The sequence below is a fragment of the Dyella sp. OK584 genome, assembly GCF_057787755.1.
Genome location: NZ_CM173542.1, coordinates 1825867 through 1844309, shown reverse-complemented (window position 1 = coordinate 1844309; position 18443 = coordinate 1825867). Strand labels below are relative to the sequence as shown.

The 18443-nt window shown below is 62.7% G+C and carries 16 protein-coding genes and 1 tRNA gene; 7 read left to right on the top strand and 10 right to left on the bottom strand.

Features of this window, described 5'->3' with window-relative positions:
- Position 1: 1 nt before the first annotated feature.
- Positions 2–643 carry a cytochrome-c oxidase, cbb3-type subunit II gene (gene ccoO / locus AC3CBN_RS08200; RefSeq protein WP_488636312.1) on the bottom strand — a complete coding sequence of 214 codons (642 nt, stop codon included), beginning with the start codon at positions 641–643 and terminating at the stop codon, positions 2–4.
- A gap of 10 nt (positions 644–653) precedes the next feature.
- Positions 654–2099 (bottom strand): cytochrome-c oxidase, cbb3-type subunit I, encoded by a 1446-nt coding sequence (ccoN, locus tag AC3CBN_RS08195; protein WP_488636311.1) that lies wholly within the window; start codon positions 2097–2099, stop codon positions 654–656.
- Positions 2100–2294: 195 nt separating this feature from the next.
- On the opposite strand from ccoN, the gene metF reads away from it, so the two are divergent.
- The 3 genes from metF to AC3CBN_RS08180 all read left to right on the top strand — a co-directional run bounded on the left by metF (position 2295) and on the right by AC3CBN_RS08180 (position 4783).
- Positions 2295–3122 (top strand): methylenetetrahydrofolate reductase [NAD(P)H], encoded by an 828-nt coding sequence (gene metF, locus AC3CBN_RS08190; RefSeq protein WP_488636310.1) that lies wholly within the window; start codon positions 2295–2297, stop codon positions 3120–3122.
- 28 nt (positions 3123–3150) lie between these two features.
- On the top strand, positions 3151–3780 hold the full coding sequence (locus tag AC3CBN_RS08185; RefSeq protein ID WP_488636309.1) for a DUF4124 domain-containing protein: 630 nt from the start codon (positions 3151–3153) through the stop codon (positions 3778–3780).
- Between the two features lie 85 nt (positions 3781–3865).
- Complete coding sequence (locus AC3CBN_RS08180) at positions 3866–4783, top strand: branched-chain amino acid transaminase (protein ID WP_488636308.1); 918 nt, start codon at positions 3866–3868, stop codon at positions 4781–4783.
- An 80-nt stretch (positions 4784–4863) separates the two neighbouring features.
- Here the strand turns inward: AC3CBN_RS08180 and AC3CBN_RS08175 are convergent, their stop codons facing one another.
- The 6 genes from AC3CBN_RS08175 to AC3CBN_RS08150 all read right to left on the bottom strand — a co-directional run bounded on the left by AC3CBN_RS08175 (position 4864) and on the right by AC3CBN_RS08150 (position 9343).
- Positions 4864–6147: a sensor histidine kinase gene (locus AC3CBN_RS08175; protein WP_488636307.1), complete on the bottom strand. Its 1284-nt coding sequence runs from the start codon at positions 6145–6147 to the stop codon at positions 4864–4866.
- Positions 6131–6817 carry a response regulator transcription factor gene (locus tag AC3CBN_RS08170; protein WP_046972192.1) on the bottom strand — a complete coding sequence of 229 codons (687 nt, stop codon included), beginning with the start codon at positions 6815–6817 and terminating at the stop codon, positions 6131–6133. The genes AC3CBN_RS08175 and AC3CBN_RS08170 overlap by 17 nt, the downstream gene beginning before the upstream one ends.
- A gap of 305 nt (positions 6818–7122) precedes the next feature.
- Positions 7123–7608, bottom strand: a complete 486-nt coding sequence (locus AC3CBN_RS08165; RefSeq protein WP_488636306.1) for a hypothetical protein — start codon at positions 7606–7608, stop codon at positions 7123–7125.
- Positions 7609–7827: 219 nt separating this feature from the next.
- On the bottom strand, positions 7828–8760 hold the full coding sequence (rimK, locus tag AC3CBN_RS08160; protein ID WP_488636305.1) for a 30S ribosomal protein S6--L-glutamate ligase: 933 nt from the start codon (positions 8758–8760) through the stop codon (positions 7828–7830).
- Positions 8757–9212 carry an ATP-dependent zinc protease family protein gene (locus AC3CBN_RS08155; RefSeq protein WP_488636304.1) on the bottom strand — a complete coding sequence of 152 codons (456 nt, stop codon included), beginning with the start codon at positions 9210–9212 and terminating at the stop codon, positions 8757–8759. Before AC3CBN_RS08155 ends, rimK begins: the two co-directional genes overlap by 4 nt.
- A gap of 57 nt (positions 9213–9269) precedes the next feature.
- Positions 9270–9343 (bottom strand) — tRNA-Gly (locus AC3CBN_RS08150).
- A 241-nt stretch (positions 9344–9584) separates the two neighbouring features.
- Between AC3CBN_RS08150 and AC3CBN_RS08145 the strand changes: the two genes are divergently transcribed.
- The 4 genes from AC3CBN_RS08145 (at position 9585) to trmB (ending at position 13997) form a co-directional block, all read left to right on the top strand.
- A complete protein-coding gene (locus tag AC3CBN_RS08145) occupies positions 9585–11948 on the top strand; it encodes a DUF6600 domain-containing protein (protein ID WP_488636303.1) in 2364 nt (787 codons plus the stop codon).
- A 98-nt stretch (positions 11949–12046) separates the two neighbouring features.
- On the top strand, positions 12047–12247 hold the full coding sequence (gene thiS / locus AC3CBN_RS08140) for a sulfur carrier protein ThiS (RefSeq protein ID WP_488636302.1): 201 nt from the start codon (positions 12047–12049) through the stop codon (positions 12245–12247).
- 63 nt (positions 12248–12310) lie between these two features.
- The gene (locus AC3CBN_RS08135; protein ID WP_488636301.1) at positions 12311–13111 is read left to right on the top strand and encodes a thiazole synthase; all 801 of its coding nucleotides are present in this window, start codon (positions 12311–12313) and stop codon (positions 13109–13111) included.
- A 178-nt stretch (positions 13112–13289) separates the two neighbouring features.
- Positions 13290–13997 (top strand): tRNA (guanosine(46)-N7)-methyltransferase TrmB, encoded by a 708-nt coding sequence (gene trmB, locus AC3CBN_RS08130; RefSeq protein ID WP_488636300.1) that lies wholly within the window; start codon positions 13290–13292, stop codon positions 13995–13997.
- A gap of 452 nt (positions 13998–14449) precedes the next feature.
- On the opposite strand, the gene AC3CBN_RS08125 is transcribed toward trmB, so the two are convergent.
- Entirely contained in the window at positions 14450–15514 is a 1065-nt protein-coding gene (locus tag AC3CBN_RS08125) for a fimbrial protein (protein WP_488636299.1), read from the bottom strand.
- A gap of 92 nt (positions 15515–15606) precedes the next feature.
- The gene (locus tag AC3CBN_RS08120; protein ID WP_488636298.1) at positions 15607–18429 is read right to left on the bottom strand and encodes a fimbria/pilus outer membrane usher protein; all 2823 of its coding nucleotides are present in this window, start codon (positions 18427–18429) and stop codon (positions 15607–15609) included.
- Positions 18430–18443 lie beyond the last annotated feature (14 nt).

Genomic DNA, 18443 nt, shown 5'->3' with positions numbered 1-18443 from the left:
GTCACTCAACCCCCTCTGCCACTTTCATATCTGCTGTCGACACATGCGTGCCCAGGCCCTGGAGGTAGGCAATCACCGCATCGAGTTCGGTCTTGCCCTGCACGGCAGGCTGCGCCCCCGCGATGTCGGCATCGGTATAGGGATCGCCGATACGCCTGAGTGCGCGCATGTGCTGCGCCACCTCCGCACCGTCCAGCTTGGCCTTCGCCAGCCATGGATAGGCCGGCATGTTCGATTCCGGCACCACGTCGCGCGGGTTGTTCAGATGCGTGCGGTGCCAGTCGTCGGAGTAGCCGCGCAGGCCCACGCGGGCGAGGTCCGGGCCGGTGCGCTTGCTGCCCCACTGAAACGGATGGTCATAAACCGATTCGCCCGCGAGTGAGTAGTGGCCGTAGCGCTCGGTCTCGAAGCGGAGCGTGCGAATCATCTGCGAGTGGCAGCCGTAGCAGCCCTCACGGATGTAGATGTCTCGCCCGGCCAGTTCCAGCGCGGGATAGGGCTTGATACCCGGCAGCGGCTTGATGGCCTCGGCCTGGAACATCAGCGGCACGATTTCCGCCAGGCCGCCGAAGGACACCGCCACCGCAATCAGCATGATCATCAGGCCGATGTTTTTTTCGATTTTTGCGTGTGTATGACTCATGTCTGTTCCCTCAGGCACGGGCGTCCGAAACATCGGGCGGAAGTACCGCTTGCGGTGCTGCGCTTGCTGTCGCCAGCCGGAAGGTCTTGAACACGTTCCAGGCCATCACCAACATGCCCGACAGCACGATCAACCCACCGCAGAGGCGGAACAGGTAGTACGGCTTGGTGGCGTTAAGCGCTTCGACGAAGGAGTAAACGAGCGTGCCGTTTTCAGGATCGGTAGCGCGCCACATCAGGCCCTGCGTCACACCGGCGATCCACATCGTGGCGATGTAGACGACCACACCGATGGTGTGTAGCCAGAAGTGCGTGTCGATCAACTTGGTCGAGTACATCTTCGGGAGATTGAGAAGCCGCGGCAGCATCGCGTAGACCGAGCCGATCGAAATCATCGCGACCCAACCGAGTGCACCCGAATGCACGTGGCCGATGCCCCAGTCGGTGTAGTGACTAAGCGAGTTGACCGTCTTGATTGACATCATCGGTCCCTCGAACGTGCTCATCATGTAGAACGAGAGCGAGACGATGAGGAACTTCAGGATCGGATCGGTGCGCAGCTTGTACCAGACGCCCGACAAGGTCAGGATGCCGTTGATCGCGCCACCCCATGATGGCGCCAACAACACCAGTGAAAACACCATGCCCAGCGACTGTGCCCAGTCCGGCAGCGCGGTGTACTGCAAGTGATGTGGGCCCGCCCACATGTACACCGCGATCAGCGCCCAGAAATGCACGATCGATAGCCGGTACGAATAGATCGGGCGACCGGCCTGCTTGGGCACGAAGTAATACATCATGCCGAGGAAGGCGGTGGTCAGGAAAAAGCCCACCGCGTTATGGCCGTACCACCACTGCACCATGGCGTCGACCGAGCCCGAGTAGACCGAGTAGGACTTCCACCAGCCTGCCGGGATGGCAAGATTGTTGACGATGTGCAGCAGCGCGATGGTGATGATGTACGCGCCGAAGAACCAGTTGGCAACGTAGATGTGCTTGACCTTGCGCTTGGCGATGGTGCCGAAGAACAGCACCGCATAGGCGACCCAGACGATCGTGATGAGGACGTCGATCGGCCATTCCAGCTCGGCGTATTCCTTGCCCTGAGTGATACCTAACGGCAACGTGATCGCCGCGGCCACGATGACCAGCTGCCATCCCCAGAACACGAAAGCCGCCAGCTTGTCGGATAGCAAGCGCACGTGGCAGGTGCGCTGCACCACGTACAGGCTGCTGGCGAACAGCGCCGAGCCACCAAAAGCGAAGATCACTGCATTGGTATGCAACGGCCTTAGACGGCCATAACTCAGCCACGGAATATCGAAATCGAGGCCTGGCCAATACAGCTGTGCGGCGATGATGACGCCAACCAGCATGCCGACCACGCCCCAAACCACAGTCATGACGGCAAATTGCCGTACGACCTTGTCGTTGTAACTCCCCTTGACGCCCACCATGAGGCCCACTCCTAGGCATGACTGAACACGGAAAGTCTGGGGGGAGGGTCAAAGTCCACGTTTGATTTAGATCAAGTCGGGGTGGGTGATTGGCTGTCGCGGTTTGTCGCAGGTCAAATCTTGTTACGGCATATATCTCTATATCGCGAGAAAGAGATATACAATCAAGCCACTGCCATCCCAGGGAACCTCGCAATGCCGTCCATCAGCTTTGAGTTCTTTCCGCCCAAGACCGAGGAACAGCGGGCGCAACTCGATCAGGCAGCGGGCCTGCTCAAGTCGCTTTCACCTGAATACGTGTCGGTAACCTTCGGCGCTGGTGGATCGACGCTGAGCTATACCGGCGAGACAGTCGCCCGGCTGCATGGCACTCACGGCCTTAGCGTTGCACCGCACCTGTCCTGCATGGGCGGAACACGGTCCGAACTGGCCGCGTTGCTGGACAGCTACCGTGCGGCCGGCTATCGCCGCATCGTCGCCCTGCGCGGAGACCTGCCATCAGGCATGGCCACCCCGGGCGACTTTCGTTACGCCGCCGAACTGGTGCGCTTCATTCGCGAACACTCGGGCGATCACTTCCACATCGAAGTGGCGGCCTACCCGGAAATCCATCCGCAAGCGGATGACGCGCTGGCCGACCTGCGCCACTTCAAGGCGAAGGTGGATGCCGGTGCGGATGGCGCGATCACCCAATACTTCTTCAATGCCGATGCCTATTTCCGTTTCGTCGACGATGTTCGTCGCATGGGCGTCGAGGTGCCGATCGTGCCAGGCATCATGCCGATCTCCAATTTCACCCAGCTCAAGCGCTTCTCCGATGCTTGCGGCGCCGAGATTCCGCGCTGGATCGTCAAGCGCATGCAGGCCCACGGGGACGATGGGGCATCGATTCGCGAGCTGGGCGCTGATGTGGTGGCGCAGTTGTGCCGACGCCTGCTCGATGGCGGTGCGCCCGGCCTGCACTTCTATACGTTGAACCGCGCCCGGGCCACGCGGGCGATACTGGATCGACTGCACGGTTGAGTGACGCGGGCGGGCGTACGCTCGCCCGATGATTCGTCACCTGCCGCTAGCGCTGCTTCTATTGCTATTACCCCTGGGTGCAACAGCCCAGGAAGGCATCCACCGCTGCGTGGGAGCCGATGGCAATCCAGTATTCACGGACCAGCCTTGCGCGGCGTTGCAGGCCACACCCGTTACCACGACGCAGGACCCTGCCGTCACAGCGCCAGCTCCCGCTCCCTTGCCGGGCACGCCACCGCCCACCTTGTGCGCCGCGACCGTGACGGAGCTTCGCCAGAGCGTGCTGGAGGCATTCGCTAGCCGTGATCCGAACAGGCTGGCGGGTCTAATGCTCTGGAACGGGTATGGGCACGACACCGTGGTGGCCGATATCCGCTCGTTGAGCAGTTTGATGCAACGCCCTTTGCTTGATGTCGGTCAGACCGCTGATGATCCGCCATCAGCCCCAGCCTCTCCCTCTGCGGACGACATCTACGACTTGAGTCGGCCAGCGGATGCCTTGGCCGTTCCGCCACCAGCGTCATCCCCAATCGATGCGAGGGCAGATCGCCCCCTCGTGGTTCGCACGGCGGCGAACGATGGCAGCGGTGTGGCCCGAGAGACGCGTTTCAGCGTAGTGCGCCGCTCCGGCTGTCTATGGCTGCGCGGATCCGGCTGACGCCGCGGCGGTGCCAGCCGGGCCAAAAGCCTTCTGTTTGGTGCGCCGGGTTATCATGTAGCGATTTTGTCCCCGGAGCATCGACATGGCGCAGCAGTACCCCGACTGGATCTGGCAAAACGGCGTGATCAAGCCTTGGCAGGAGGCAACCACGCACGTCATGGCCCATGCGCTGCACTACGGCTCCTCGGTGTTCGAAGGTATCCGCAGCTACGCGACGCCAGACGGCGCGGCCATTTTCCGCCTTACCGACCACCTAAAACGCCTTTACCAGTCGGCCAAGATCTATGACATGGAGCTGCCCTACACGCAGGACCAACTGGCCGCGGCATGCCGCGAGGTAGTGCGCAAGAATGGCCTCGGCGCAGCCTACCTGCGCCCAGTGGCTTATCGCGGTTTGGGTGGCTTTGGCCTGTCCGCGGAGACCCCGATCGACGTGGCCGTGGCGGCTTGGCCCATGGGACCCTATCTCGGGCCCGAGGCGCTGGAAAACGGCATCGACGCCTGCGTGTCGAGCTGGCAGCGCTTTGCACCCAACACCATCCCGGCCGGAGCCAAGGCAGGCGGCAATTATCTTTCGGGCCAGCTGATTGCGCGTGAAGCACGCCGCCTTGGCTTTGGTGAAGGCATTGCGCTGGCTTCCAGCGGCCTGCTCAGCGAAGGCGCGGGCGAGAACTTGTTCCTGGTGTTCGACGGCGTGCTGCACACCACGCCGGCCAGCGCATCGATCCTCGCTGGCATCACCCGCGACACGCTCAAGACACTGGCGCGCGAGGATGGCATCGAGGTGGTCGAACGCGACATCCCACGCGAGTATCTGTATCTGGCCGACGAACTGCTGATGTGCGGTACCGCGGCGGAAATCACGCCGATCCGTTCGGTCGATGGCAAGCAGATCGGCAGTGGCAAGGCCGGGCGCGTTACCCGTCGACTGCAGGAGCTGTTCTTCGGTCTGTTCAGCGGCAAGACCAATGACCAATGGGGTTGGCTGGAGCCGCTCTGAGGCGAAACGCCTTTGACTGCGTAGGAGCGCACGGGTGCGCTCCTACCATGACATCCCAAGTGCCGGTTTGCGCTGTGTACTCAGGCAAACACGATGCTGGCGATGGCACCGTTGGCATCGGTGCGCGGGCGCATGGACACATCCCAGCCATAGAGGTCGCACAACCGGCGCACGATGGCCAGACCCAGGCCGGCACCGCTGCCGCCCGCGCCTTCGCCGCGCACGCCACGCTGGAACAAACGCTCGGCATCCTCGGGCTTGATGCCGGGGCCGGTGTCGATGATCTCGATGCGATCGCCTTTGACCTCGACCGTCACCATGCCCTCGAGCGTGTACTTGATCGCATTGCCGATGAGGTTGGTCAGCGCCACGGAAAGTACCGACGCAGGCGCGTTCACGCTCACCGGCTGTCTGACCACCAGTTCGACACTCAACGGCTTGTCGCGCATTTGCGGGCGTTGGCTCTCGATCACATCGGCAGCCACCTTCGCGACCTCGGTGGTTTCGCCGCGCGTGGGGCCGCGGCGCTCCGCTCGCGACAGCAGCAGCAAGGCTTCGATCAGCTCGGTGGCCTGGCGCGATGAGCGCTCGATGCGCTTCAGTCGCTCGCGCAGTTTGTCGGTGAGATCGGGCGAACCCTGCAGCAATTCGGTCGTGCTGGAGATCACCGCCAGCGGTGTGCGCAGTTCATGGCTGACATCGGAATTGAATTCGCGGTCGCGTTCGACCATGGCGGTGAGCCGCTGCGAATATTCGTCCAGCGCCAACGCCAGCTCGCCCACTTCGTCATCGGCGAAATGTGGCGCGAGCAGCTCGGCCTTGCCGTTCTTGCGGAAGTCGCGCAAACGGCGGGCGAGATCGCTAACTGGCTTGAGCACCTTGCGTGACAACCACAGGCCGAGCACCAACGACAACAGACCGAACAGGAAGACCGCACCCAGTACGCTGAATAGCAGCTGTTGCTTGCCCAACTCCTCGCGCGTCACGTCATAGCGGATAAAACCGATCAAGCCATAATTGCGACGCACCGCCAACTTGTAGTGGTGCATTTTTCCATCGGGACCCTGCTCATAAATATCGTGCACGCCGCTGTCGAGGCGCTGCCACGACATCGGCATGTTGTAGAGGGTGCGCTCACTGCGCATCCACGCTTCGATCAACTGCGAACCCGCTGGCCTACTGGGGTCGCTGTGAACCTGCTCCACAGCCTGATCGACGTCTTGCTGCAGCGCTGTGGTGACGAGTTGGTCTTCTACACGGGACCGGATATTCAGTGCCGCAAACGCAAACAGCGCGCTGAGGCCAAAACCAAACAGCGCGAACGAGACGATCAGGCGAAATCTGAGTTTACGCCTGGACCGCATCCGGTTCGACCATCCGATATCCGATACCGTGCCGCGTGTGGATCAGCGGCTTGTCAAACGGCTTGTCGATCGCCGCACGCAGGCCGTGGATATGCACGCGCAACGAATCGCTGTCGGGCAGCTCCTCGCCCCACACGCGTTGTTCCAGGTCCTGACGCGTCACAACCGACGGGCTCGCTTCCATCAGCGCCTGCAAGAGCTTCAGGCCGATGGGATTGAGCTGGATCGACTTGCCCTCGCGGGTCACCGTGAGCGTGTCCAGGTTATAGGTGAGATCACCCACCTTGAGCACGCGACTCTGCGGACCCTTGCCGCGCCGTGCCAGCACTTCCAGACGCGCGGCCAGCTCCTGCAGAGCGAACGGCTTGGTCATGTAGTCGTCGGCGCCCGACTCGAAGCCTGTGAGCTTCTGCTCGAGCGCATCGCGCGCGGTCAGCATCAGGATGGGAGTCTGCTTGTGCGCCTCGTGGCGCAATTTGCGCGCAACGTCCAGACCGTCCATACCGGGCAGGGTCAGGTCGAGCACGATCACGTCGAAGTCATGCACCACGGCCAGATGCAGCCCGGTGACGCCGTCGCCGGCAAAATCGACCACATGACCGCGGTCTTCCAGATAATCGCCGATGTTAGTCGCGATATCGCTGTTGTCTTCGATCACCAATACGCGCATGCGTCCTCCATACGCAGCCGACACAGGGGTCAGCCGATATAACAAGCTTAACAAGCTTGCAGGGCAGAAAGGGGCCCTGCAGGTAACAAACTGAACGGCATACGGGCGGCGGGCAAGAAAAAAGCCCAGGCGCGCCGACTTATCGTCGTTCGCCTGGGCCCAAGCTACTGCCCCGATACCGTAATCTGCTGTCACCAGACCTTGCGGTTGAAGTGCCGAGCAAATTGCAGTGGGACCTTTATAGGGACGGTACGGTTACACGGTAGTTAACCCGTACTCACTTCGGTGTTAACCCGAACCTTTGCTCAATGACCGCCCACAGCGTTCTGGACCTGCTTCATGTCCTGCATGTAGCGCTGCGTCTGGCCATTTTCCTGCTGGATATCGCGATATGTGCGGCAGACCGTCTTGGGAATGTTGGAACCCATCGGTTTGACCTGCTCGCAGATCTCGCGGTTGGCATCATTTTTGGTCAGGATTGCATTGACCTCGGACTGGTTGTTGTAGAGCTCCACTTTGGACGGAGCATCCATCGCATCAACCGTGCCGAACTTGTCGTACAGGGACTGCATCGTGCTCAGATCGCTGTTGACCTTGGACTGCTCATTCTGGCCAACGAATTCGAAACGGCCCCCGGGTACCATTTGCTGACGAACGTGATCGGCCACAGCGGCGAACTCGTCCTTCGTATTTGCCTTGACTTCAGGCTTGGCCTCCTTGGCTTGCACGGCCGCCACCTGCAACAGCATCACTATCGCCGCCATTAATGGCAGCCAGAGCTTGCGCTTCATTCCTCTCCTCCCAACCTGCAGCATCCCCCCTCGGGATGCACCCTGCAGGAATGCTCGATGGTATGCGGCGCCCTGGCGACGGCCAAGTGCCTGGCGATAAGCGCACCCCAATATCATCGAATTTGCGACAACTGGCCTCGCGGCGCGGGAGTCGGTCAGCAAGACCCCAACGCGTTCCTGGCGATCACCATCGCGGCGCGCAAGAGAGGGGTAGGACCGTCATGCGACATGATTTGAGGCCGCTCGCGGCGATCGGCGCTTGACGCGGGAGCCAGCGTTGCCGGTTTCGGTTTCCAGGAGGCGAATGATCGCGTCCGCGACATCCACGCCGGTTGCCGCCTCGATGCCCTCCAGACCGGGTGAGGCATTGACCTCGAGAATGAGCGGCCCACGCTTCGAACGCAGCATGTCCACGCCAGCTACGCCCAACCCCAGCGCGGCGGCCGCCTGGACTGCGATACGCCGCTCTTCGGGACTCAGAACGGCCGCACTGGCCGTGCCGCCGCGATGCAGATTGGCGCGGAACTCACCCGGGCTCGCCTCGCGCTGCATGGCGGCAACCACTTTCTTGCCGACCACGAAACAGCGCAGATCACTGCCCTTGGCCTCACTGATGAACTCCTGCACCAGGAAATTGGCGTAGAGGCCACGGAACGCCTCGATCACGCTCTGCGAGGCGCTCTTCTTTTCCGCCAGCACGACACCGGTACCCTGGCTGCCCTCGTTGAGCTTGATCACGTGCGGTGGCTCGCCAAGGATGGCGAGTACATCGGCCGTGTCGTCTGGGTTGTCGCCAAACACCGTCGCGGGCATGTCCAGCCCCTTCGCGGCCAGTATCTGCAGGCAGCGCAGCTTGTCGCGTGCGCGCAGCACCGCGTCGGACGAGTTGGGGGTGTACACCCCCATCATTTCAAGCTGGCGCAGCACCGCGGTGCCGTAAAACGTGCTGGTAACACCGATGCGCGGAATCGCCGCATCGATGCCGCGCAACGCCTTTCCCTTGTAGCGGATGGACATGTCGCCAGGCGCGATGCGCACATAGCAGCGCAGCGGATCGAGCACGCGTACGACATGACCGCGATCGCGCGCAACGTCGACCAGGCGCTGGGTGGAATAAAGGCGGGTGTTACGCGACAGGATGGCGATCTTCATGAAACACCCGTGGGGCTGACCAGGATCGGTCGTGGCTGTGTGTAGGAAAGCGAAGGATCCACCGCAAAACGGCCATGTAACGCGGTGCGACCCAGCAGCATGGGAAACAGCATATGGCGCCTGTCAGTCAAATTGATGTCGACTGCAAAGCGCCCACCTGCCAGCATGACCTCGGTACGGATGAACCAGCGCAGAGTACGCCGGCCACCAGTGTCGGTCACGGCACGCCGGTCGAGCGCAGGTGTCTCGCAAGCGATGGCGACGCGATGCCGTCCGCCGATATTCACCGCGAAGCGCAACCAGGTTTCGCCGTTTCGCTCAAAACTCTCCAGCGCGTCCACATGAAGGGAACTGCTACGCGCTCCGGTATCAAGCTTGGCCTTGAGCAGTGGTATGCCGAGTGTCGGCAACGCCAAACGCTCCCGCCAACCGAGGGTGGTCACATCCGCCATTATCAGCGCACGCCGCAGGATTACGTGAAAGGGAGCTCGGTGGGGTAAGGAGCTAAGTGGAGCGGGTGAAGGGAATCGAACCCTCGTCAGTAGCTTGGGAAGCTACAGCTCTACCATTGAGCTACACCCGCAACGCCGAGCGATGGTAACCCGGGACCATCGAATTTTGGAACCGTCCGCGCAGCCCAATGCCGGATGAACCAGACATGGCGGCCCGCTGAATCACTTGCTGTGGCGAGCCCGCCAAGTCCTTGCTCATGCTGGACCGACCGTCCGCATAATGCAGTCGTCGGCGTCCGATGGCTTTTAAGCGTTTTACGGATGACGAAACCCGATAGCGCGAAGTCATCGCGCCTCACTCCGGAGAACTCGATGCGTGCGTTCCCTGCTTCCCTGATGTCGCCATTCCGCTGGCGATGGATGGCGATGGCCCTGCTGGTCTGCACCAGCTGTTTCGCGCAGGCGCAGACCCAAGCGCCGCCGGATGATGGCGGAGCGGGCGACCCGCCCTCCCGCGTTGCTCGCCTGTCGTATCGCACGGGCGACGTGGGTTTCCTGCCTTCGGGCGAGAAGGATTGGGGCGATGCCAGCCTGAACCGGCCGCTGACCACGGGCGACCGCCTCTCTACCGGGAAAGGTGGCCGCGCCGAACTGGAATTGGACGGTGGCGCCCTGCGCATTGCCGACGATTCGGATTTCGGTTTTCTCACCCTCAATGACCGGCTGACCCAGGTGGAACTCACCCAGGGCACGCTCAATCTCGCCGTGCGTGGACTGGCTGAAGGCCAGAGCTACGAGATCGATACACCCACCGTGGCGCTTGTGGTGGATCAGCCGGGCACGTACCGGGTGGACATCAGCGACGATGGCAAGTCCACGCGCATCATCGATTTCGATGGCCACGCGGTGGTTTATGGCGAAGGCAGCGCCCAACGCGCCGTGGCCGGGGGACGCAGCTACGAGTTCGCTGACTCCTCGCTCAACAACGTGACGGTCAGCGACATCGACGGCGGCGATGACTTCGACGCGTGGTGCAACAGCCGCGACCAGCGCTATGCCCGTCCGGAATCGGGTCAGTACGTGTCCAACAACGTGGTGGGCTACCAGGATCTCGACCAGTACGGCAATTGGCAGGCTGACCCCGACTATGGCCAGGTCTGGTATCCAGCCAACGTGGGCGCGGACTGGGCACCGTATCGCGACGGTCACTGGGCCTACGTCGGCCCGTGGGGCTGGACCTGGGTGGATGATTCACCGTGGGGCTTCGCGCCTTATCACTACGGTCGCTGGGCCTATGCGCGCAACCGCTGGGGCTGGGTTCCTGGCCCAGTCGCGGTGCGCCCGGTATATGCGCCCGCATTGGTCGCCTTCGTGGGCGGCGCCGGCTTCGGTGTATCGGTTGGTATGGGACACGCCCCGGTGGGTTGGTTCCCGCTGGGTCCGGGCGAAATCTACAACCCGTGGTACCACGCCAGCCGCGGCTACTACACCAACGTCAATATCACCAACATCCACGTGCGCAACGACCGAAACGTGGTGATCAACAACATCAACAACCACTACAACTACTTCCGCGAAGGTCGGTCGATGCCGAACGAGCGGTACTTCAATCGCCAGGCACCGCGCGCCTTCACTGCCATGTCCGGCCAGGACTTCGCGTCGGCCCGTAACGCGCAGCGCCACATGGCGGCGGTCGATCCCCACAAATTTGCCAGCGCCCCGGTGATGCCGCGCGGCGTCGACGTGAAGCCTGGCCGGGCCAGCTTCGCGTCGCCGAGGGCCGCCAGTGGCCGCAATCTGCCGGCGGGCGGTTTCGATCGCGAGGTCGTGGCGCGCAACGCACCGGTTGCGCCGTTTGCAGGTCGCGGCGCCGGCGCAGGGGCGCCACGTGCCGCCCAGGGCCCCAACAACGTACGCATGCTCAATGGCCCCAACCCTGGCAATCGACCGGGCATACCGGGTCGCGTCGCCGATATGCCTGCACAGGAACGGGCCGTGCCGCCGGGACGCAATGGCGCACCAGGACCAGGCGTGCGCCAGCCCGCCATGCAGAACAACGAACCTGCCGCCATGCGCCCAGGTGAACTGCCTTCCGCCCGGTTCGCCCGTCCGCAGCCGGAAGGAAATCGCGCGGGAACGGCGCCAGATATGCGCCGCCCGGTCACGCCGAACAACGAACCCGCAGCGACGCGCCAAGGCGAACAGCCTTCTGCCAGGTTTGCCCGACCGCAAGACGCTGAAGATCGCAGCATGCCCGCCGACCGCGCCAATTCGCGCAACCAACCTCGCCCGGGCGTGAGCTATATCCCCGGCGCCGAATCCGACCGGACCACCCGCATGCAGCCGCAGCCCGGTGGCACGCTGCCCAGCACGCCCCGCTTCGAACGCCCGCAACCCACCCAGCCAGCAGGGTCGGACAACCCTCGCGGCGCCATGAATCAGGACAACGCCCAGCGTTTCCAGCGCGAAAATGCCGGCCCGCGTCCGATGCCCCAGGAGCCGCGCGTCGCTCCGCAGCAGCGCGAAGCTCCGCAAGGCGGCTACCAGGCCCAGCAACGTGGGGGCTATGAGCCACCCCGCGGCTACGAGCCGCCACGCGCCAACGCCGCGCCTCAACAGCAGCAGCAACAGCAACAGCCACCCCGCCCGGCCCAGAACAACGGCCAGCAGTCGCATCAGCAGGCGGCCGGTCACGAGGACCGCCACCCGCCGCGCAAGGATGACCAGCGCAACTGACGCACTCATCCGAGTCATCTGAATGAAAGGCCCGGCCAATGCCGGGCCTTTTTTCGTCCTGCCCCGGCATCTTCAGCCGTAGCCGTTACAATGTTCGGATGCACATCACGCTCAACGGCAGTCCGCGCGACTGCACCCCCGCCACGACAGTCGCCCAGTTGCTGCAGGAAGCCGGTTACGGCAACCGCCGCGTGGCCGTGGAAGTGAACCACGAGATCGTTCCGCGCAGCGTCCACGTCAGCCATCAGCTGACGGACGGCGACCAGGTCGAGATCGTCCACGCCATCGGCGGCGGCTGATCGCCACGGCACCCGTTTTCACGCGGCGCCGTAGGGCGTCGCCCGCAGCCTGAAGACATCACGATGAACACCAAGACGTTCGATTTCGCCGATCCACTCATCATTGCCGGCAAGAGCTACGGCTCGCGCCTGCTCACCGGTACCGGCAAGTACAAGGATTTCGACGAAACCCGCCGCGCCACCCAGGCCGCCGGCGCCGATATCGTCACGGTGGCGATCCGCCGCGTGAACATCGGCCAGGACGCCAGCCAGCCCAACCTGCTGGAAGCCCTTCCGCCGGAAGAATTCACCCTGCTGCCGAACACGGCCGGTTGCTACAACGCCGTCGATGCGGTGCGCACCTGCAAGCTTGCCCGCGAACTGCTGGACGGCCACAAGCTGGTGAAGCTGGAAGTGCTCGGCGACCAGCGCACGCTGTTCCCCGATGTGGTGGAAACGCTCAAGGCTGCCGAAACGCTGGTAGCCGACGGCTTCGACGTCATGGTCTACACCAGCGACGACCCGATCCTGGCCAAGCGCCTTGAGGAAATTGGCTGCGTCGCGGTGATGCCGCTGGCCGCACCGATCGGCTCGGGCCTGGGCATCCAGAACCGCTACAACCTGCTGGAGATCATCGAGAACGCCAAGGTGCCGATCATCGTCGACGCGGGCGTGGGTACGGCATCCGATGCGGCCATCGCGATGGAGCTGGGCTGCGACGGCGTGCTGATGAACACGGCGATCGCGGGCGCCAAGGATCCGGTGCTGATGGCCCACGCGATGAAGCTGGCCATCCAGGCCGGTCGCGCCGCCTTCAAGGCCGGACGCATCCCGCGCAAGCGCTTTGCTTCCGCGTCCAGCCCGATCGACGGCACCATCGGTTAAGCAGTGCGTCGTCCCCGCGAAAGCGGGGACCCAGTGACTGTTCTACGCGCCAAAGACACTGGATTCCGGCTTTCGCCGGAATGACGAGCGTGGAGACGCAAGGCTCTTAAAGCAGTAGCCCACTCTCTGCCCGTGGCACGCTGGCCGCAGGAGGGGTTAATACGTTGACGGAACTTCCATGACCCACGATCACGACGACGCCAACAAGCCGCAATACATGCGCCGCATCCGCAGCTTCGTGCTGCGTGAGGGGCGCATGACGCCGGCGCAGCAACGCGCGTTCGACGATCATTGGGCGCGATTCGGCATCGACTACAGCGCAACACCGCAGGACTTTGTCGCGCGCTTCGGGCGTGCTGCGCCGCTGGTGCTGGAAATCGGCTTCGGCAACGGTGAGGCTCTGGCCTGGGCCAGCGAGCACGATCTCGTGCGCGACTTCATCGGCGTGGAAGTCCACGGTCCGGGCGTTGGGCGCCTCATGAACGCACTGGCCGCTCGCGATGCCCACAACGTACGCCTGTACAAGCACGACGCCGTGGAAGTGCTTGAGCATGAGATCGCACCGGGCACGCTGTCCGAAGCGCGTATCTGGTTCCCCGACCCGTGGCACAAGAAGCGCCACAACAAGCGCCGCATCATCCAGCCCGAGTTCGTCGCCCTGCTCGCCTCACGCATGGCACCCAACGGTTTGCTGCACCTGGCCACCGACTGGCAACCGTATGCCGAGCACATGCTCGAAGTCATGGAAGCGGCACCCGCGTGGCGCAACGCCATCGACCCTGGCCAATACGCAGAAAAGCCCGAGTGGCGCATCGAAACCCATTTCGAGCGCCGCGGCCTCAAGCTGGGCCACGGCGTGTGGGATCTGCTTTATCACAAACGTTAAAGCATCGAATCGAGACGCGCGGCATGCCTCATCCAAGCGACACTACGGAGGCCGCCGGCCTGGTTCTTGGCCCTCACAGGCAATTGGCCAGGGCGGAACTCGTGCAGCGATAGATGCGGCAAAAGCACGCCTAGAGCAGGATGATGTAGCCGCCCCCCCACCCGCCGTCGCGCCGCAATCGCTGGACGTCGTGACCGTGTGCAGCGGGAATGGTGACGTACCTGCCCTGCAAAGCCACGCTTGTGATGGCGGTGTTTCCGTCCATTGCGACTAACGCTCTGGCGTGATCGGCGATGGCCGCGAAGTGAAGTTCACCACTTCGTGGTATCGCAACGAATATCCACAACTCCGAGGCTGAGTTGCAGAGGAACTGGCACTCGATCGACTGTGAGGCGCCGTGCAACGACGACGCGCCTGATGCAGGTGCGTCGTCGTCGGATGCAGCTCCCGCCTTAGTTGTAGGTGAAGTCAACGGTGGCAAAGCCATTGACCGTGCCAGCACCAAGTGAGCGCAGCCGGTAGTACTGGACGCCCAGGGGTATGGACATGGTGGTTGAAGTACCGACATTGCCCATGTTGATGCTGGTATTGAGGGGGAGCACCGTGCCCGAGGTACCGCCATTTAATAGTTGCAAGCCCACGCCACTAGCCGAACCGGTATTTTTCAGCACACTGGGTACGCCGTCGGTCGTGCCGCTTATGGTCATGCTGACGATGGACTCCAGCACGCAATTTTCCAGACGGAGATTGAAGGGGGTAATGCCGGCCGTGGCGCCATCGGCCGGCATATCGGCCACACTCGCCGCAGGTAGGGTAATGACCTGATTGGCGGTGTCGGAGCTGAGCGTACAGGCGGGATTGACGAACTGGAACGTCACCGGCGTGCTGGTTTCCTGGCCGAACTGCCAGGTCGGTGTACCCGGCCCCGATGCTCTGCTATAGCCGTCCTGATAGCCAAAGCGGACCAGGCTATCGTTAAAAGTGCCTGACGTGAGCGACGTGTCGGTGCGTACAAGATCAAGCCTGAAAGTGAAGCTTTGGGTCGATGTACCCACTGGCATGGCGCACCACACACCTCCCACGTTTGCTCCCATGCAGTTGGCGCCAAAGTTGTCGCCACCATTGGTGCCGTAACTTGTTGGTTTGACCATGCTGCCATCGGGCAAGTACATCCGATAGCCGAGTCCCGGCATGGACGTCGCAAACGTCCCCTGGCCCAACGACGTGCCCGCCAACGGAGCCATGGGTGTGTAGTTCAAGGTCCAGCCCCAGGTGCTAAAGGTCAACCCTGTGTTGTTACAGGTTACGGTGAGTGTCACCGTGGCACTGGAGACAACCTGACCCAGGGGTGTCGACTTGCTGATGACCACCAACGCTGGCTGGAACGGCGTCGTTGTTGTGCCGCCCGAGCAGGTGGCTCGTGCGTCTACCTGCACCAGACTGAGCACAATCGCCACCATCAGCAGCAGCGCAATCCGCCAACGCTGGATGAGCAAAGAGAGAGATCGAGCATTCATGGGCTTGTTCCAGCCGCCCGCGGGCGGCATCGGGTGGGTCAGTGATTGGCTTTGTTCACATCCAGTGACGCGGGGGCATACGTGTCGCGTGTTCATCGGCACATCGCCTCGACGCTGGTGATCGCAGCTTGTTTGTCGCCCTTGGCACGCGGCGGCAGGCTGTAGGCTGCATGGCACTGCTGGGTATCCGTGTCACCCCAGCGCACCGTGACCACGCCACCGTCTTCCATGCCGCGCACGAAGAGTTGGCCGCCCTGGGCCACCGAGCCCACATCATGTCCATTGGCATCGAGCACCTGCGCACCGAATGGCAGCGGCGTGCCATTGGCCTGCTGTGCGCGGATCAATACGGCACGCCCGCTGACGGTACCGAACTTCAGCGGCACTACGGCGCCAGCACGTGGCGCTACCTGCACACGCGTGGTTTCGAACTCCACATCCATGGAGGTTCCGATGGGGTCCAGCGTGACGTCGTTCATGCGATAAGGCATGAGGTTGGTGGCCACGGCATAGCCACGGCCATCGACAACGGTCTGACCGCTGCTGGACACACGGGCGCCCTTGGCGTCCGGCGCATCGATGATGCCGATGGCGCTGTTGAGATCGAGCTGCGGCGCCAGTGTGATGCCGCCGCCGTGCATCACCAAGCCACCGGCCGCACTGACCGATGCCTGCTGGTAGTGCTCCGAATACGAATAACTGCCATTGAGGTTGGCGTACGGGGCCTGCCAGCCCAGCGTACCGCTGGCCGTGGTCTGCGAACTGGCATTGCTGTAATCGTTATACGAGACGTTGCCGCCGTAGTTGAACTCGCTGTTCTTGCCGAACGTACCGCTGACGCCGACGCGATCGTTGTCTCCCATGACGTCGTCGTGCGTGGTGGAGAACTGCAGCATGGGCGCGTTGCGCGACGACGGCCCGCCCAACGGGATCGATACGTTGAGGCCGAACTGGTTGTCGTAGTGGGCGCCGTTGTACATCGGGCCAGACGTGTAGGTGCGACTGGCAGTGATGCCAAAGTTCACGCGGCGATACCGGTTGTTGTAGCCGAGCTGGTAGGTGGTGGCGCTGGGCATGCCGTGCCAATAGGTATTGCGCGAGCCGTTGAAGAACAGCTGGCCGTAGTTGCCGCCAAAATCCTGGTTGATGGTGACGTTGAGGCGCTGCCTGGAGCGCATCAGGTTCACCATGGACAGGCTGGTGGTGCGCAGGGACGTCAGCATGTCTTGCGTGATGACGGCGTCGGACAGCGACAGGAAATTGCCGTTGGAGTACCGATACGACGCCAACGCGAAGGTGGTGCCCGAACTGGGAATGACCTTGGAGTAAGAAACCCGCATGCTGTAGCCGGACAGCGAATCGGCACCCTGCAACGTGGTGTGCGAGTTGGTGACATCCAGCGCAATGGCGCCGAGCGGCGTATTGATGGCCGCACCGAGCAAATAGGCGTGGTAGAGATTGCGGTAGGTGGACTGCGCGCCCCCGTACGCCGTCAGCCAGTTGTTGATACCGTGCTGATAGGTGCCTTCCACGAAATACGGTTTGTCGTTGCGCAGTGCCGTGTTGTGCACCTGTCCATCGGTAACGGCCCAACGACTGACACCGGGACGCAGCAACATGGGCACCGCCGAATAGGGCACGACGAAGCTGTGCACGCTGCCATCGGCCTCGAACACGGTGATGGTCAGGTCGCCGCTATAGCCCGTCGCATACAGATCATCAATGACGAATGGGCCCGGTGCCACGGTGGTCTGGTACAGCAGGTTGCCGTTCTGGCGCACTTCCACGCGGGCCTGTGTGTTGGCGGTGCCGCGCACTACCGGCGCGTAGCCCTGCTGCGAGTCGGGGAGCATGCGGTCATCGCTGTACATGGTGATGCCACGGAATGGCGTGGTATCGAACACGACGCCCTGCGTATAGCCGTCTCCAATGGTGAACTGGGCCTTCCAGGGCGTGATGTCGTGGGTGGCCGTGGTGTTGATGTTGATCCAGCGGGTCCGGCCCGTACGCTGGTCCCACTGTGCCGTCTCCTGGCTGCGCACACGCCAGCCCAGCACGTTCATCCCAAGGTTGAGACCCAGATAGGCGTTAATGTCATTGCTGCTATCACCACCACGTTGTACCGGCACGAAGGTGCTACGTTGCACCGGCACATACTGGCCGTTGGTGCCGAGCATGTAGTTGCCCGTGGCGCTTGGCACGTAGCTTCCGCTTGGGCCCGCCATGTAGTACTGCGCGCCTTGCACCTGTAGCTGGCTGCCATCGGCGGCAATGGCGGTGCCACCGCCCTGCATACGCGGACCGCCGTAGCTCTGATCGAGCGAATAGGCGTTGAAGTTGTAGCCAAGCAGGAAGGCGGTTTCACCCCGATCCCACAGCTCCGGGCTCACATAGCCGCGTGCCTGACGGCGCAGCGATTCCTGAGGGATGGACACGTCGAGGCGAAGCTCACCCACATCCATTTGCACAGTGGCATCGGCGCTGATGTCCCTGATGCCAATGCACGGACTCTGGACGTTGACGACCTGGGCATCCAGCCTGGCCACATCCACGCCCATCTGCACCAGCGTTTCGTAGTCAAAACAGGGCTGGGCGACCTGGCTGCCTTCCATGGCACGAAACTGGATGTTCTTGCGTGCAACGCGACCCTCGTTGACGAAGACATCGACGTTGTAGCTGCCCGGCAATACTGGATTGCCCCTCTCAAAGCGCGACACGTCGACCGACTGACTGGAACCAGTGAAGGCGTTGCTGAATTCGACCACGCCAGGATTGGCAGCGGGCTCCAGCGCCGCGACAGCCGGAGCAGCAGCGGGGGCGGCAAGGATGGCAGCAGGCGCTGTACCCAAGCCCAGCATCACAAACCACGTCAGGGAGCGGATGCGCGCCACCTGAGGCAGGCGGGAATTGGCCATGTACAAGGAATGAA

Excerpts from the sequence above, each read along its gene's own strand:
- ccoO (WP_488636312.1), bottom strand. The coding sequence starts at position 643 with ATGAGTCATACACACGCAAAAATCGAAAAAAACATCGGCCTGATGATC.
- ccoN (WP_488636311.1), bottom strand. The coding sequence starts at position 2,099 with ATGGTGGGCGTCAAGGGGAGTTACAACGACAAGGTCGTACGGCAATTT.
- metF (WP_488636310.1), top strand. The coding sequence starts at position 2,295 with ATGCCGTCCATCAGCTTTGAGTTCTTTCCGCCCAAGACCGAGGAACAG.
- AC3CBN_RS08185 (WP_488636309.1), top strand. The coding sequence starts at position 3,151 with ATGATTCGTCACCTGCCGCTAGCGCTGCTTCTATTGCTATTACCCCTG.
- AC3CBN_RS08180 (WP_488636308.1), top strand. The coding sequence starts at position 3,866 with ATGGCGCAGCAGTACCCCGACTGGATCTGGCAAAACGGCGTGATCAAG.
- AC3CBN_RS08175 (WP_488636307.1), bottom strand. The coding sequence starts at position 6,147 with ATGCGGTCCAGGCGTAAACTCAGATTTCGCCTGATCGTCTCGTTCGCG.
- AC3CBN_RS08170 (WP_046972192.1), bottom strand. The coding sequence starts at position 6,817 with ATGCGCGTATTGGTGATCGAAGACAACAGCGATATCGCGACTAACATC.
- AC3CBN_RS08165 (WP_488636306.1), bottom strand. The coding sequence starts at position 7,608 with ATGAAGCGCAAGCTCTGGCTGCCATTAATGGCGGCGATAGTGATGCTG.
- rimK (WP_488636305.1), bottom strand. The coding sequence starts at position 8,760 with ATGAAGATCGCCATCCTGTCGCGTAACACCCGCCTTTATTCCACCCAG.
- AC3CBN_RS08155 (WP_488636304.1), bottom strand. The coding sequence starts at position 9,212 with ATGGCGGATGTGACCACCCTCGGTTGGCGGGAGCGTTTGGCGTTGCCG.
- AC3CBN_RS08145 (WP_488636303.1), top strand. The coding sequence starts at position 9,585 with ATGCGTGCGTTCCCTGCTTCCCTGATGTCGCCATTCCGCTGGCGATGG.
- thiS (WP_488636302.1), top strand. The coding sequence starts at position 12,047 with ATGCACATCACGCTCAACGGCAGTCCGCGCGACTGCACCCCCGCCACG.
- AC3CBN_RS08135 (WP_488636301.1), top strand. The coding sequence starts at position 12,311 with ATGAACACCAAGACGTTCGATTTCGCCGATCCACTCATCATTGCCGGC.
- trmB (WP_488636300.1), top strand. The coding sequence starts at position 13,290 with ATGACCCACGATCACGACGACGCCAACAAGCCGCAATACATGCGCCGC.
- AC3CBN_RS08125 (WP_488636299.1), bottom strand. The coding sequence starts at position 15,514 with ATGAATGCTCGATCTCTCTCTTTGCTCATCCAGCGTTGGCGGATTGCG.
- AC3CBN_RS08120 (WP_488636298.1), bottom strand. The coding sequence starts at position 18,429 with ATGGCCAATTCCCGCCTGCCTCAGGTGGCGCGCATCCGCTCCCTGACG.